Genomic DNA, 14,230 nt, shown 5'->3' on the forward strand with positions numbered 1-14,230 from the left:
CCTCAGGCACGTTTCGCCGGTGCCTGGGCCAGCCGGCCTTGGGCATCGAAAACGAATAACTTATGGGTCGGAATGTAGATGCGGATCGGCGAATCCACCGCGTAGTCGTGCACCCCTTGCAGGTGCAGCACGAGGCTCATGAGTTCGTTACGCACATGCAGGAAGGTTTCCGATCCGCTGATCTCGGCCAGCTCGACCACACCTGAGACTTCCAGGTCATCGTCATTCGACGGCACGAGCCCGATGTGGCTAGGGCGTACGCCAAAACTGTACGAGCCCTCCTCCAGCGCCTGCAGGTCGGCGTTGAGCGGGAAATGCAAGCGCTCCTGAAAGCTCACCTCGTTGGCGCCGATTCGACCTGGCAGCAGATTTATCGGCGGCTCGGAGAACAGCTCCGCGCTAAGGATATGGCTCGGACGGTGGTAAACGGCGCCGGTCGGACCGCTTTGGATCACGTGGCCTTCGTGCAGCACGGTCACCGTACCGCCCAGGGCAAGCGCCTCGTTCGGCTCGGTCGTGGCGTAGACGGCAATGCTCCGGCGGGTACGAAAAAGCTCGCGCATCTCCTGACGCAGTTCTTCCCGCAACTTGTAGTCGAGGTTAACCAAAGGCTCGTCGAACAAGACCAGATCGGCATCCTTGACCAATGCGCGCGCCATGGCGGTCCGCTGCTGCTGCCCACCTGACAATTCCAGCGGCAGGCGGTCGAGAAAGGCCTCGATGTGCAGCATCTCGGCGGTCTCCCTTACCCGACGATCGACCTCTGGCTTCGCCATGCCCGACTGCCGCAACGGTGAGGCAATGTTTTCGTAAACGCTCAGCGTGGGGTAGTTGATGAACTGCTGGTAAACCATCGACACATTGCGCTTGCGAACCGGTACGCCCGTGACATCCGCACCGTTCATGAGGATGCGACCACTGCTCGGCTTGTCCAGCCCGGCCATCAGACGCATCAGCGACGTCTTCCCGGACAGCGTCCGCCCGACCAGCACGTTGAACGAGCCGGGGTCGAAATTCAGGCTGACCGCATCGATGTGCACCTGGCCGTCGACCGTCTTGGTGACCTTCTCCAGCGTGAGCGACATGTCGCATCCTTTTGCTTGTTATGGATGCGACAAGAGCGATTATCGTGCCAGGCCAGGCGCAACGCTCTAGCGCTGGCCTCAGCAGCGCCAGCAGCGTTCCGAACCGTTCAAAATGAACATTTCTGAACATTGACAGTGAACAGAAATGAACAAAACTGTTCAGGACGCCCGCAGTCCGGTGGCGAAACAACAACAATAAATCGATCCAGAGGACGCTATGGCAGAGCCGGCACGGTCCATCTCCCACCAAGCGCTTATCCAGGAATCCTGGCAGCGCTGCGAACGCTACGGGCTCGACCCGATGAGCCCGCCGAGTTTCGGAAACCCCGCCGCGCAGGACGTCAGCGCCTTGCTCGAACGTCAGCACAGCCTGGTGCAAACCACTCAACAGGAGGTGCTGCCCTATTACGAGAATATCCTCGCCAACTCGAGCTGCCTGATCCTGCTTGCCGACAGTGGCGGCCAGTTGCTCGAGAGCTGGGGAGACCAGCGCTTCGCCGGCCAAGCGCACCGCGGCTTCGCCGCTGGCGCCAGTTGGATGGAGCGAGACACCGGCACCAACGCCATCGGCACTGCGCTCGCATGCGGCCAAGCGGTACATATCCAGCGCGACGAACATTTCCTCAAGGCCAACCGTTACCTTTCGGGGGCGGCTTCACCCATTTACGACGCGCAACGGCAGCTGATCGCGGTGCTTGACGTGTCCAGCGACAGCTACCTGCCGCCGTCGCATACGTTGGGCATGGTCAAGATGATGAGCCAGGCGGTGGAGAACCGGCTGATCCTCAACCTATTTCGCGAAGAGCATTTCCAGTTGACCTTCAACACCGGCCCGGACAGCCTCGACAGCCAGTGGGCCGGCCTGCTGATCTTCGACGAAGCCGGAACGATCGTTTCAGCCAACCGGCGGGCGGACAACCTGCTGGGCCTGGACATAGCCCGAACGACAATCGACAAGCTGTTCGACATGCCCCTGCTGCAGCTGCAGAACCAACCCGAGGACCAGCCCATCCTGCTGCGCGCCCTGGGCCGCCATCGTTTCCACGGACTGGTGCGGCGGCCGCAGCGCCCCCGCATCCAGGCCAGGGATTTTCGCAACGCGCCCGCCAAACCGCGCGAGGCGCCCATCGAACATGGCGACCCCGGCGTCCAGAGGATGGCGAACCAGGCCCAGCGGATGCTGGAAAAAGACATCCCGATCCTCATTCATGGCGAAACGGGCGTCGGCAAGGAAGTGATGGTCCGTTCGCTGCACCAGGCAAGTACCCGGCGCGACGCACCGCTGGTGCCTGTCAATTGCGCAGCCATCCCGGCAGAGCTGATCGAGTCGGAACTCTTCGGTTATGAAAAAGGTGCATTCACCGGCGCCCATCAAAAGGGCCGCACCGGGCTGATTCGCAGGGCCGACAAGGGCATTCTGTTTCTTGATGAAATCGGCGACATGCCCCTTGGCCTGCAAGCAAGATTGCTGCGTGTCCTGCAGGACCGCTGCGTCCAGCCACTAGGCGGCGGCGAAGCTTATGCGGTCGATTTTCGGTTGATCTGTGCAACCAACCGTTGCCTGCGCGACGACGTCGAGCGGGGCCGCTTCCGGCAGGACCTGTACTACCGTGTCAGTGGTTTTGGTTTTGAGCTGCCCGCACTGCGTGATCGCAAGGACAAGCGCTGGCTGTTCCAGCGCGTCTGGGAGCAGCACCGTGAGCGGCGCCAGGTGGCGGGTTTGAGTGACGAGGTCCTGCGGCTGTTCGATGCCCATCCCTGGCCGGGTAACATCCGGCAGCTGAGCAGCGTCATCCAGGTCGCACTGGCACTGGCCGACGAACAGGCCATACGGCCAGAGCATCTACCAGGCGACTTTTTCAGGGATATCGACTGCGACAACGGAGACGCTAAGGCCGCCACAACCAACGCTACGATCTGTGCCGACCAGCCGCTGTACCATCAATACCGGGCCTGCAACGGCAATATCGCTCTCCTGGCACGCCAGCTAGGCGTCAGCCGTAACACCCTGTACAAGCGCCTGCGCGCCGAAGGGCTGTATCCGGCACGGTCTTGAAAACGCACCGGCAAGCCCCGCTACGGTTATTCAGCGAGGCGCCAGGTCGTGCCGCCCTTGCCGTCCTCAAGTACGACGCCCATCGCGGTGAGCTGGTCGCGGATGCGGTCGGATTCCGCCCAGTTCTTGTCAGCACGTGCCTGAAGACGCGCCGCGATCAGTGCGTCGACTTTGGCGGCATCGACTTTGCCCTCGGCTCCGGCTTGCAGGAAAACCTCGGGTTCCAGCTGCAACACTCCAAGCACCGCAGCCAGCGACCTGAGCCGGGCTGCCAGCCCTGCCGCCGCCTGGACGTCGGCCTCGCGCAAACGATTGACCTCGCGGATCATCTCGAAGAGTACGGCGCAGGCTTCCGGTGAGTTGAAGTCATCGTCCATGGCTGAGCCAAAGCGCTCGACGAACGCTTCGCCGCCGGTCGGCACTGCCTCTGGTAGGCCCTTGAGCCCGTTGTAGAAGCGCTCCAGGGCAGCCTTGGCTTCCTTGAGGCTGTCTTCGGAATAGTTGATGGGGCTGCGGTAGTGGCTCGACACCAACAGATAACGCACCACTTCGGGCTGGTACTTTTCCAGCACCTCGCGAATGGTGAAGAAGTTGCCCAGCGACTTGGACATCTTCTCGCCATCGACGCGGACGGCGCCGGCATGCATCCAGGCGTTGGCGTACTGCTTGCCGGTTGCAGCCTCGCTCTGCGCGATTTCATTCTCGTGATGCGGGAACACCAGGTCAGGCCCGCCGCCATGGATATCGAAGGTCTCGCCCAGGCAGCAGGTGGACATCACCGAGCATTCGATATGCCAGCCTGGACGCCCCGCTCCCCACGGCGACTCCCAGCTCGGCTCGCCCGGTTTGGCGGCTTTCCAGAGCACGAAATCCAGCGGATCTTCCTTGGCCTCGTCGACTTCGATGCGCGCGCCGATCTTCAGGTCCTCGATCTTGCGCCGCGACAGCTTGCCGTAACCTGCGAATTTGCCGACCCGGTAATAGACGTCGCCATTACCCGGCGCGTAGGCATAGCCCTTGTCGATCAGGGTCTGGATCATCTCGTGCATGCCGGCGATGTGGTCGGTGGCACGCGGCTCGAGGTCGGGCCGCAGCACATTGAGCCTGGCTTCGTCTTCATGCATGGCGGCAATCATCCGCCCGGTCAGCGCGTCGAAGCTTTCGCCGTTCTCCTGCGCCCGGCGAATGATCTTGTCGTCGATGTCGGTGATGTTGCGCACGTAGGTCAGTTCGTAACCGCTCTGGCGCAACCAGCGCGATACCACGTCGAATGCCACCATGACTCGCGCATGGCCGATATGGCAGAAGTCATAGACCGTCATGCCACAGACGTACATGCGCACCTGGTTGCCGACCAGGGGCCTGAGCGGCTCCTTGGCCTTGGTCAGGGTGTTGTAGATCGACAGCGCCATCACTGGCCTCCCCAGGAATCACGCAGCGTCACGGTACGGTTAAAGACCAGCGCGTCGGGGCGACTGTCCTTGCGGTCCACGCAGAAATAGCCCTCACGCTCGAACTGGAAGCGATCCTCGGCCTGGGCGGTAGCCAGTGACGGTTCGGCGCGGCACCCCTTGAGCACGACCAGCGACTCGGGGTTGATGTTGTCCAGGAAGCTGCCGCCCTGCTCTTCGTTCTCACCGGACGCTTTCTCCGGGTTGGCCGAGCGGAACAGGCGGTCGTACAGACGCACTTCACACTCGACGCTTTCTGCGGCCGGAACCCAGTGAATGACGCCCTTGACCTTGCGGCCCTCCGGGTTCTTGCCCAGCGTGTTTTCGTCGTAGGAGCAACGCAGCTCGACGATATTGCCCTGCGCGTCCTTCACCGCTTCGTCAGCACGGATCACGTAGCTGCCGCGCAAGCGCACTTCCCCACCAGGGATCAGGCGCTTGAAGCCGGCCGGTGGGACTTCTTCGAAATCGCTGGCATCGATGTAGAGCTCACGGGAGAACGGCAACTGGCGTACGCCCATGTCCTGCTTGGGGTGGCATGGTAGTTCGAGGTTCTCGGCCTGACCTTCTGGATAGTTGGTAATGACGACCTTCAGCGGCTTGAGCACGCACATGGCGCGTGGCGCGTTGGCGTCCAGATCTTCGCGAATGGCGAATTCAAGCATCCCGATATCGACGACGCCGCCCGCGCGATTCACGCCGATCATGTCGCAGAAGGTACGGATCGACGCGGGCGTATAGCCGCGCCGGCGATAGCCGCTGAGTGTCGACATGCGCGGATCATCCCAACCGCTGACGTGCTTCTCGTCGACCAGCTGCTTGAGCTTGCGCTTGCTGGTGATGGTGTAGTTCAGGTTGAGCCGAGCGAACTCGTACTGACGCGGGCGCGCCGGCACCGGCAGGTTCTCCAGGAACCATTCGTACAGCGGCCGGTGGTCTTCGAATTCCAGCGTGCAGATCGAGTGCGTAATGCCTTCGATGGCATCCGACTGGCCATGGGTGAAGTCATAGCTCGGGTAGATACACCAGTCGTTGCCGGTCTGGTGGTGATGCGCGTGGCGGATCCGGTAAAGGATCGGATCACGCAGGTTCATGTTCGGCGAAGCCATGTCGATCTTTGCACGCAACGCTTTGGCGCCGTCCGGGAACTCGCCAGCCTTCATCCGCGCGAACAGATCCAGGTTCTCCTCCACCGAGCGATCACGGAACGGACTGTTCTTTCCCGGTTCCGTCAGGCTGCCACGGTATTCCCGCGCCTGGTCAGGCGTCAGGTCGCATACGTAGGCCTTGCCCGCCTTAATCAGCTCGATGGCCCAATCGTGCAGCTGACCGAAGTAGTTGGAGGCATAACGCTCCTCCCCAGCCCACTGGAAGCCGAGCCATTGGACATCGCTCTTGATGGCGTCGATGTATTCCTGGTCTTCCTTGGCCGGGTTGGTGTCATCGAAGCGCAGATTGCACTCGCCACCGAACTCCTTGGCCAGGCCGAAGTTCAGGCAGATCGACTTGGCGTGACCGATGTGCAGGTAACCGTTGGGCTCAGGCGGAAAGCGCGTGACGATCTTGGCATGCTTGCCTGACTCCAGGTCGGCCTGGACGATTGGGCGGAGAAAGTTGGTGGCTGCGGTAGTCTCAGGCTTGCTCATGGTGTCCTTAGCGATCTGCGAATGTGCGGCTCAGAGAGGTTTACAAATGCTGGTCAGGCAAAGCCCGACGACTCGGGGAGTGGTTGCTGAATGCGTGCTCAGGGGTGAGCGCAGCGAATCAACTATCGAACATCCGAATGCAGCGTGTACAAGAGCGTTTGGTACAGGGTTCAACGCGCATGACCGAGCGCCAGAAGGCGTAAACGTTTCTCAGGGTAGGCCGGCCAAATCAAAGCGCCTATCATAGCGGACCCGTCAACCCCCTGACAGAGCCACGCGGCCGGCCGCGCCTGCCTCTGCTGCGGCGAAGTTCATTACCGTGCCTGCCGCATCAAGCGCCGACGCGATTATTCATCCGATAAGGAAGGCTTCAATGATCAAACTGCATACCAACCATGGCGTCATCTCGGTCGAATTGTTCGAAGACAAAGCTCCGGAAACCGCAGCCAACTTCAAGGAGTATGTAAAGAGCGGTCACTACGACGGCACTGTTTTCCATCGCGTGATCAGTAACTTCATGATCCAGGGCGGCGGTTTCGAGCCGGGCATGAAGCAGAAAGCCACCCGCGCACCGATCAAGAACGAGGCAAACAACGGTTTGTCCAACAAGACCGGCACACTCGCCATGGCCCGCACCATGGAGCCTCACTCGGCCTCCGCGCAATTCTTCATCAACGTGAAGGACAACGATTTCCTCGACCACACCGCGCCAACGGTCCAAGGTTGGGGCTATGCCGTGTTCGGCCAGGTCGTGGAGGGCATGGATGTGGTCGAAAAGATCAAGGCCGTGCCCACGACCATGAAGTCGGGCCATCAGGACGTGCCAGTCGAGGACGTCATCATCGAGAAGGCCGAACTCGTCGAGTAACGTCTGTTGATTCTGCTGATTTCCGATCTGCATCTCGAAGAAGAACGCCCGGACATAGCCCGGGCGTTTCTTCGGTTCTTGGACGAGCGCGCGAGCCAGGCCGAGGCGCTGTATATCCTCGGCGACTTCTTTGAGGTCTGGGTCGGCGATGACGGAATGACCGCGTTTCAAACAGGCATCGCGGAGGCGCTTAAGGCAACGAGCGAACGTGGCACGAAGCTCTACCTGATGCACGGCAACCGCGACTTCATGATAGGCAAGCGCTTTTGTCGCCAAGCTGGTTGCACCTTGCTCGTGGATCCGCATGTCGCCCACCTCGGCGGGGAACGCGTCTTGCTGATGCATGGGGATAGCCTCTGCACCCGCGATGAAGGCTACATGCGGCTCAAGCGCTGGCTACGTAATCCGATCAGCCTGTTCCTTCTGCACCGCCTGCCCCTCGCCAAGCGACAGCAGCTTGCCGGGAAGCTGCGCTCGACCAGCAAGACCGAGACGAGGATGAAGGCGAGCGACATCGTCGACGTCACGCCCGAAGAAGTGACCGAGGTCATGCAGCGCTATCAGGTGAGTACACTCATCCACGGGCATACGCACCGCCCGGCCATACACCCATTGCAACTCGACGGCCGGCCAGCCAGGCGTATCGTGCTGGGCGATTGGGACCGCCAGGGCTGGGCGCTACAGATAGACGCGTCCGGCGCACACCAGGCACCTTTCCCGCTGGGCTGAATCAACCAGCCAGCGGCACGCCGCTATGGAAGTGGAACGCCTCATCCGGGCTCTCGATCAGCTCACGTTCTTTCTCACGGAAACGTTCGATCATCCCATCGATGTCCGCAGCGTCCCCGTACAGGTACGCGAGCTTCAGGTAATCCTGGAAATGCCTGGCTTCCGATTTCAACAAGCCGTGGTAGAAGCGCCCCAGCTCCTCGTCAAGATGCGGCACAAGCGCGGCAAAACGCTCGCACGATCGCGCCTCGATGAAGGCACCGATCACCAGCGTGTCAGTCAGGCGATAGGGCTCAGCGTTGCGAGCCAGCGCCCGCAGCCCCGCCGCGTAGCGTGAAGAGCCCACGTTGCGCAGCGCAATGTCGCGCTTTCGCAGGATTGAAAGCACCTGTTCGAAATGCCGCAACTCCTCACGTGCAAGACGCGACATCTTGTTTTGCAGATCAGGCTTGTCGACGTATCGAAACATCAACTGAAACGCCGTACCGGCTGCCTTCTTCTCGCAATTGCCATGGTCAATCAGCATCACGTCCTGATTCTGAAGCGCCACGTCGATCCAGGCTTGAGGCGTGGCACATCCAAGAAAATCGTTGAGTTCTGGCAGCATCGGATCGGCAGTTCGCATAAGAAATAGGCAGTCGTTTCGAGCCGCGCATTATACGGGGGCCTTCCGGAACGGCCAGGTTGATTTGACGTGCGTCAGATTCAACGGTGCATCGCTTGTCTATAGTGACGATACGCCGCTGGACCAAGGAGCCGATCATGCAAGCCCTTCGCTGCATCCTCGTGGTAGTCGATCCCCATCAGCCGGATGACCTGGCGCTGAAACGTGCACGCCTGATCGCCAGCCTCAGCCAGGCCCGCCTGCACCTGCTCGCGTGCGACAGCAAGGCCGACCATACCCCCTACCTCAACCGAGTCCGCCAGGCGATGGAAGACCAGGGACTTACAGTCAGCACTCAACAAAGCTGGTTGCATAACCTGCACCAGACGGTCATCGCGGTTCAGCAGGCCGAAGGCTGCGGCCTCGTAATCAAGCAACACGTGCCGGACAGCGCACTAAAACGCACTCTGCTGACTCCAGATGACTGGAAGCTAATGCGCTACTGCCCGTGCCCGGTGCTGATGGTGAAGACCGAAGCACCTTGGTCCGGCGGTAATGTGCTGGCCGCCGTCGATGTCGGCAATGCCGATAGCGAACACCGCACCTTGCATGCCTCGATCATTCACCACGGCCATCAAATCGCCGCGCTGGCCGAGGGCAATCTGCATGTCATCAGCGCTCATCCGACCGCCATGCTATCGGCTGCGGACCCGGCCTTCCAATTGAAGGAAACGATAGAGGCGCGCTACCGGAACGCGTGCAAGCAGTTCCAGGCCGACTTCAACATCCCGGACGGCCAGTTACACATCCAAGAGGGTCCTGCCGACGCCTTGATCCCGCGCGTCTGCCATCAACTGAATGCAGTCGTTACCGTGATCGGGACCGTCGCACGGACCGGGTTTTCCGGCGCCTTGATGGGCAACACTGCTGAAGTCGTACTCGATGCGCTGGAAAGCGACGTGCTGGTTCTCAAGCCCGACGACATCATCGGCCACCTCGAACAATTGGTAGCCCAGCGCTGAAGGCCTGCCTACTCGGCCAACGAAACCAAACCGGGCGCTATGTAGCGATGGTAGTGGGCTTCTGAGAGCAGGAAGAACTCCCGATCCACCGCGTCACGCAGGTCTGGCAAATCCCATTCGCGAAACTCGGGCAAGAGCACGACGCCGTACGCCTCGAGCTGCTGGATCAGACGGGCACCACGGGCGATGAGCTGGTAAGCCCAGCAATACGGGGATTGCTCCGCAACGAATCGAATTTGCCGCGCCTCCAGCTGACGACGCAGTAGCTCGGCATCGAATATCTCGATCTTGGCCATCATCACCTGCGCGAGCAGTTGCTCCAGCCGCCGCCAGACCGACCGCTTGCTCGTCTCATCGTAGGCGTTCCAGTTCACCACCTCATGATGGAAGCGCTTGCAGCCACGGCAGACCACATCGCCGTAGACGGTGGAACACAAGCCGACACAAGGTGTTTTGATGCGCTGATTGGACATGACGAAGCAGGTTTGGACGACGGCGGTGCATCTTAGACTTTTGTCCAAGCCGGGTCACGGCGCAATGCGCGACATGGCAGCCAACCGCCCGACAGCCACGGCCCCTGGCGAGGCAAACGCCAGCCTCGAAAAGCAAGCGGGCCGCGATGGCGCAGCGGCCTTGTGCTTAACTTTGCGAGCCCATTCCAGTAGAATCGGCCCGCCGTTTTCGGCGCCACGATCCGAGAGAAGCTGTTTTCAAAGCGTCACGAGCACAGTTGAACCGGCATTATCGGGTGCGCATATCCCCTCTCACTGCGCACCCGGCACGGCCCGGCGTAAAACTTTGAAAACAGCTTCCGGATGCGCGTCCCGAGACACCCAAGGGACCACTGATGAGGGTAATAACTGTGCTTGAAGCCTATCGCAAACACGTAGAAGAGCGTGCCGCCCAGGGCGTCGTGCCCCAGCCGCTGAACGCCGAGCAGACCGCAGGCCTGGTCGAACTTCTGAAGAATCCGCCAGCTGGCGAAGAACAATTTCTCCTCGATCTGATCACTAACCGCGTTCCGGCGGGCGTGGACGAAGCCGCCTATGTCAAGGCCGGCTTCCTGGCCGCCATCGCCAAGGGTGAAGCCTCCTCGCCGCTGATCAGCAAGCAACACGCCGTCGAGCTGCTGGGCACCATGCAAGGCGGTTACAACATCGTCACGCTGGTCGAACTGCTGGACGACCCGGAACTGTCCGATACCACGGCGCAGCAACTGAAGCACACCCTGCTGATGTTCGACGCCTTCCATGACGTCGCCGAGAAAGCCAAGGCTGGCAACGCCAATGCCAAGGCCGTTCTGCAATCCTGGGCCGAAGGCGAGTGGTTCAAGAATCGCGCACCGGTCGCTGAAAAAGTGACCCTGACGGTCTTCAAGGTCGCTGGCGAAACCAACACCGACGACCTGTCGCCGGCGCCAGACGCCTGGTCCCGTCCGGACATCCCGCTGCATGCCCTGGCCATGCTGAAAATGGCTCGTGACGGCATCAACCCCGACGTCCCCGGTTCGGTTGGCCCGCTCAAGCAGATGGAAGAACTCAAGACCAAGGGCTTCCCGGTTGCCTACGTTGGCGACGTGGTCGGCACCGGCTCTTCGCGCAAATCCGCTACCAACTCGGTACTGTGGTTCTTCGGCGATGACATCCCGAACGTGCCGAACAAGCGGGCCGGCGGCTTCTGCTTCGGTACCAAGATCGCACCGATCTTCTACAACACCATGGAAGACGCAGGCGCCCTGCCAATCGAGTTCGATTGCTCGGACCTGGCCATGGGCGATGTGATCGACGTCTACCCGTACAAGGGCGAGGTCCGTCGCCACGGCAGCGAAGAGCTGGTCACCACTTTCCAGCTGAAAACCGACGTCCTGCTCGACGAAGTCCGCGCCGGCGGCCGTATTCCGCTGATCATTGGGCGCGGTCTGACCGAAAAAGCACGTGCCGAGCTGGGCATGGGCCCGTCCGATCTGTTCAAGAAGCCGGAAGCGCCGGCTGAGAGCAATAAGGGCTACACCCTGGCCCAGAAGATGGTGGGTCGCGCCTGCGGTCTGCCGGAAGGCAAAGGCGTGCGTCCGGGCACCTACTGCGAGCCGAAGATGACCACCGTCGGCTCCCAGGACACTACGGGCCCGATGACGCGCGACGAGCTGAAAGACCTGGCTTGCCTGGGCTTCTCCGCTGACCTAGTCATGCAGTCGTTCTGCCACACCGCGGCCTATCCGAAGCCGATCGACGTCACTACCCATCACACCCTGCCGGACTTCATCATGACCCGCGGTGGTGTTTCCCTGCGTCCAGGTGACGGCATCATCCACAGCTGGCTGAACCGCATGCTGCTGCCGGACACTGTCGGTACCGGTGGTGACTCGCACACCCGCTTCCCGATGGGCATTTCCTTCCCGGCCGGTTCCGGCCTGGTTGCCTTCGCCGCTGCCACCGGCGTGATGCCGCTGGATATGCCGGAATCGGTACTGGTGCGCTTCAAGGGCAAGATGCAGCCTGGCATTACCCTGCGCGATCTGGTGCATGCGATCCCCTACTACGCCATCCAGAAGGGTCTGCTGACCGTCGAGAAGAAGGGCAAGAAGAACATCTTCTCCGGCCGTATCCTCGAGATCGAAGGCCTGAACGAGCTGACCGTAGAACAAGCGTTCGAGCTGTCCGATGCGTCCGCCGAGCGCTCCGCCGCTGGTTGCACCATCAAACTGCCGGAAGCGGCGATTGCCGAATACCTGAAGTCGAACATCACCCTTCTGCGCTGGATGATCAGCGAAGGCTACGGCGATGCGCGCACCTTGGAGCGCCGCGCTCAGGCGATGGAAGCCTGGCTGGCCAACCCGCAGCTGCTGGCTGCCGATGCTGACGCAGAGTACGCCGAGGTCATTGAGATCGACCTGTCCGAGGTCAAGGAGCCGGTCCTGTGTGCGCCGAACGACCCGGATGACGCTCGCCTGCTGTCCAGCGTTCAGGGCGAGAAGATCGATGAAGTCTTTATCGGTTCATGCATGACCAACATTGGCCATTTCCGCGCCGCCGGTAAGCTGCTGGACAAGGTCGATGGCTCGCTGCCGACCCGTCTGTGGCTGTCCCCGCCGACGAAGATGGACCAGCACCAGCTGACTGAGGAAGGTTATTACGGTATCTACAGCCGCGCCGGTGCACGACTGGAAATGCCGGGCTGCTCGCTCTGCATGGGTAACCAGGCCCGCGTGGAAACCGGCTCGACCGTCGTCTCGACTTCGACCCGTAACTTCCCGAACCGTCTGGGCGATGCCACCAACGTCTACCTGGCTTCTGCCGAGTTGGCGTCTGTCGCCTCGATCCTGGGTCGCCTGCCGACCGTCGAGGAGTACATGACCTACGCAGCGCAAATTGACACCATGGCGGCTGATGTCTACCGCTACCTGAGCTTCGACCAGATTGCTGAGTTCCGCGAATCAGCAGCCAAGGCCAAGATCGACGTGGTAGCTGTGTAAGCAAAAGCGTTGTCACGAAAAAGCCCGCTTCGGCGGGCTTTTTCTTTGGCTCAATCCAAGATCGGCGCCACATTGGCTGCGTAGCGATCAGTCTGCTGTCATCCCAAGCGCCTCAACGAAAACCCACCATCACATCGCAACACACGGCCTGGTAGTCGAACGGGCGGGCATAAAAAAGCCCGGCAGTGCCGGGCTTTTTTATCAGCTCAGGTCGGATCAACGAACCTGCGCTTCAACCTCTGCTTCTACGCGACGGTTGATTTGACGACCTTCCTCGGTGCTGTTGTCAGCAACCGGGCGGGTTTCGCCGTAGCCGACCGAGTCGACGCGCTGGCTTTCGACGCCGTACTGATTGACCAGAACCTCGCGGACAGCCTGAGCACGGCGCTCAGACAGACGCTGGTTGTACTGGTCAGTACCAACGGAGTCGGTGTGACCTTCTACCGTCGTGCTGGTCTGCGGGTACTGCTGCATGAAGTCAGCCAGGTTCTTGATGTCGCTGTAGCTTTCCTGACGCACCTGGGCACGATCGAAGTCAAATTTGACGTCGAGTTCGACGCGAACGAGCTCCGGCTCCGGCTCTGGCTCGGTGTCGACGATCGGCGCCGGTGCCGGCTCAGGAGTCGGCTCGACCTGAGCGACCTGCTGTTGGGCGCCACCACCGAAGTTGAGGCCAACACCTACGCCTGCCATCCACTCGGCTTCGTCAGCATCGATGTTATACATGCCGTCGACGCTGGCCTTGGCGAAGAAGTTCTCGGTGAAGTAGTACTTCACGCCCGTGCCGACGTTGGCAAAGGTGCTATGGTTACGACCGCTGCGATTGGCCTGGCCAATGCTCTGGTGAGCTGCACCAGCCGATACGTAGGGACGCAGGCCGACGCCTGGCTCGCCGAAATGGTAGGTCGCATCGAGGGACGTCAGGCTACCCTTGATGTTTTTGTGGCCATCTACGCCGACCGGATCCTTGGAGGTCAGGTCATGGTATTCGCCGTAGGACAGGCCCAAGGAAACGTCGTCTGTCAGGAAGTAGCTAACGCCAGCTCCGTACAGTTCGCCGTCACGCTGGACATCGCGCGAGCTATCGGTGAAGTAATGCTTACCGAAGGCTTCCACCTCTACGGCACCCTGGCCTTGGGCCAGCGCGCTGAGAGAAGTGGCGGCGACCAAGGAGCCAATGGCAACGCCCAAGGTGTTTTTAAGCTTCATCCGTAAATCCCCATCTGGTGGTTAGAATCAGAACAATCTAAGGAAACCGGTTAACTGTAAGCCAACGCTGTTCGCTACCAATACGACA

General features: G+C 60.9%; 11 protein-coding genes. 5 read left to right on the forward strand and 6 right to left on the reverse strand.

What is annotated here, in order from left to right; all coding sequences use genetic code 11:
* Nucleotides 1–2 precede the first annotated feature (2 nt).
* Nucleotides 3–1,085: an ABC transporter ATP-binding protein gene (locus tag KXR72_RS02195; protein ID WP_437419493.1), complete on the reverse strand. Its 1,083-nt coding sequence runs from the start codon at nucleotides 1,083–1,085 to the stop codon at nucleotides 3–5.
* Between the two features lie 217 nt (nucleotides 1,086–1,302).
* Between KXR72_RS02195 and KXR72_RS02200 the strand changes: the two genes are divergently transcribed.
* Nucleotides 1,303–3,141: a sigma-54-dependent Fis family transcriptional regulator gene (locus KXR72_RS02200; protein ID WP_437419494.1), complete on the forward strand. Its 1,839-nt coding sequence runs from the start codon at nucleotides 1,303–1,305 to the stop codon at nucleotides 3,139–3,141.
* Between the two features lie 26 nt (nucleotides 3,142–3,167).
* Here KXR72_RS02200 and cysS read toward each other — a convergent pair whose 3' ends face one another.
* On the reverse strand, nucleotides 3,168–4,553 hold the full coding sequence (gene cysS, locus KXR72_RS02205) for a cysteine--tRNA ligase (protein ID WP_437419495.1): 1,386 nt from the start codon (nucleotides 4,551–4,553) through the stop codon (nucleotides 3,168–3,170).
* The gene (locus KXR72_RS02210) at nucleotides 4,553–6,238 is read right to left on the reverse strand and encodes a glutamine--tRNA ligase/YqeY domain fusion protein (RefSeq protein WP_437419496.1); all 1,686 of its coding nucleotides are present in this window, start codon (nucleotides 6,236–6,238) and stop codon (nucleotides 4,553–4,555) included. Before KXR72_RS02210 ends, cysS begins: the two co-directional genes overlap by 1 nt.
* Nucleotides 6,239–6,611: 373 nt before the next feature.
* Here KXR72_RS02210 and KXR72_RS02215 point away from each other — a divergent pair, with 373 nt between their 5' ends.
* Both KXR72_RS02215 and lpxH read left to right on the forward strand, forming a co-directional pair.
* The gene (locus KXR72_RS02215) at nucleotides 6,612–7,106 is read left to right on the forward strand and encodes a peptidylprolyl isomerase (protein ID WP_437419497.1); all 495 of its coding nucleotides are present in this window, start codon (nucleotides 6,612–6,614) and stop codon (nucleotides 7,104–7,106) included.
* A gap of 3 nt (nucleotides 7,107–7,109) precedes the next feature.
* A complete protein-coding gene (gene lpxH / locus KXR72_RS02220) occupies nucleotides 7,110–7,835 on the forward strand; it encodes a UDP-2,3-diacylglucosamine diphosphatase (RefSeq protein WP_437420355.1) in 726 nt (241 codons plus the stop codon).
* A 1-nt stretch (nucleotide 7,836) separates the two neighbouring features.
* Here the strand turns inward: lpxH and KXR72_RS02225 are convergent, their stop codons facing one another.
* Nucleotides 7,837–8,442 carry a tRNA-(ms[2]io[6]A)-hydroxylase gene (locus tag KXR72_RS02225; protein WP_437420356.1) on the reverse strand — a complete coding sequence of 202 codons (606 nt, stop codon included), beginning with the start codon at nucleotides 8,440–8,442 and terminating at the stop codon, nucleotides 7,837–7,839.
* Between the two features lie 155 nt (nucleotides 8,443–8,597).
* On the opposite strand from KXR72_RS02225, the gene KXR72_RS02230 reads away from it, so the two are divergent.
* A complete protein-coding gene (locus KXR72_RS02230) occupies nucleotides 8,598–9,461 on the forward strand; it encodes a universal stress protein (RefSeq protein WP_437419498.1) in 864 nt (287 codons plus the stop codon).
* 8 nt (nucleotides 9,462–9,469) lie between these two features.
* Here KXR72_RS02230 and KXR72_RS02235 read toward each other — a convergent pair whose 3' ends face one another.
* Entirely contained in the window at nucleotides 9,470–9,934 is a 465-nt protein-coding gene (locus KXR72_RS02235; protein WP_437419499.1) for a DUF1289 domain-containing protein, read from the reverse strand.
* A 389-nt stretch (nucleotides 9,935–10,323) separates the two neighbouring features.
* Between KXR72_RS02235 and acnB the strand changes: the two genes are divergently transcribed.
* On the forward strand, nucleotides 10,324–12,933 hold the full coding sequence (gene acnB, locus KXR72_RS02240) for a bifunctional aconitate hydratase 2/2-methylisocitrate dehydratase (RefSeq protein WP_437420357.1): 2,610 nt from the start codon (nucleotides 10,324–10,326) through the stop codon (nucleotides 12,931–12,933).
* A 216-nt stretch (nucleotides 12,934–13,149) separates the two neighbouring features.
* On the opposite strand, the gene KXR72_RS02245 is transcribed toward acnB, so the two are convergent.
* Complete coding sequence (locus KXR72_RS02245) at nucleotides 13,150–14,142, reverse strand: OmpA family protein (protein WP_437419500.1); 993 nt, start codon at nucleotides 14,140–14,142, stop codon at nucleotides 13,150–13,152.
* Nucleotides 14,143–14,230 lie beyond the last annotated feature (88 nt).

This window comes from Stutzerimonas chloritidismutans (assembly GCF_051486945.1).
Classification (GTDB): Bacteria; Pseudomonadota; Gammaproteobacteria; order Pseudomonadales; family Pseudomonadaceae; genus Stutzerimonas; species Stutzerimonas chloritidismutans_B.

Coding starts and splice junctions, on each gene's coding strand:
- KXR72_RS02195 (WP_437419493.1), bottom strand. CDS start 1,085: ATGTCGCTCACGCTGGAGAAGGTCACCAAGACGGTCGACGGCCAGGTG.
- KXR72_RS02200 (WP_437419494.1), top strand. CDS start 1,303: ATGGCAGAGCCGGCACGGTCCATCTCCCACCAAGCGCTTATCCAGGAA.
- cysS (WP_437419495.1), bottom strand. CDS start 4,553: ATGGCGCTGTCGATCTACAACACCCTGACCAAGGCCAAGGAGCCGCTC.
- KXR72_RS02210 (WP_437419496.1), bottom strand. CDS start 6,238: ATGAGCAAGCCTGAGACTACCGCAGCCACCAACTTTCTCCGCCCAATC.
- KXR72_RS02215 (WP_437419497.1), top strand. CDS start 6,612: ATGATCAAACTGCATACCAACCATGGCGTCATCTCGGTCGAATTGTTC.
- KXR72_RS02225 (WP_437420356.1), bottom strand. CDS start 8,442: ATGCTGCCAGAACTCAACGATTTTCTTGGATGTGCCACGCCTCAAGCC.
- KXR72_RS02230 (WP_437419498.1), top strand. CDS start 8,598: ATGCAAGCCCTTCGCTGCATCCTCGTGGTAGTCGATCCCCATCAGCCG.
- KXR72_RS02235 (WP_437419499.1), bottom strand. CDS start 9,934: ATGTCCAATCAGCGCATCAAAACACCTTGTGTCGGCTTGTGTTCCACC.
- KXR72_RS02245 (WP_437419500.1), bottom strand. CDS start 14,142: ATGAAGCTTAAAAACACCTTGGGCGTTGCCATTGGCTCCTTGGTCGCC.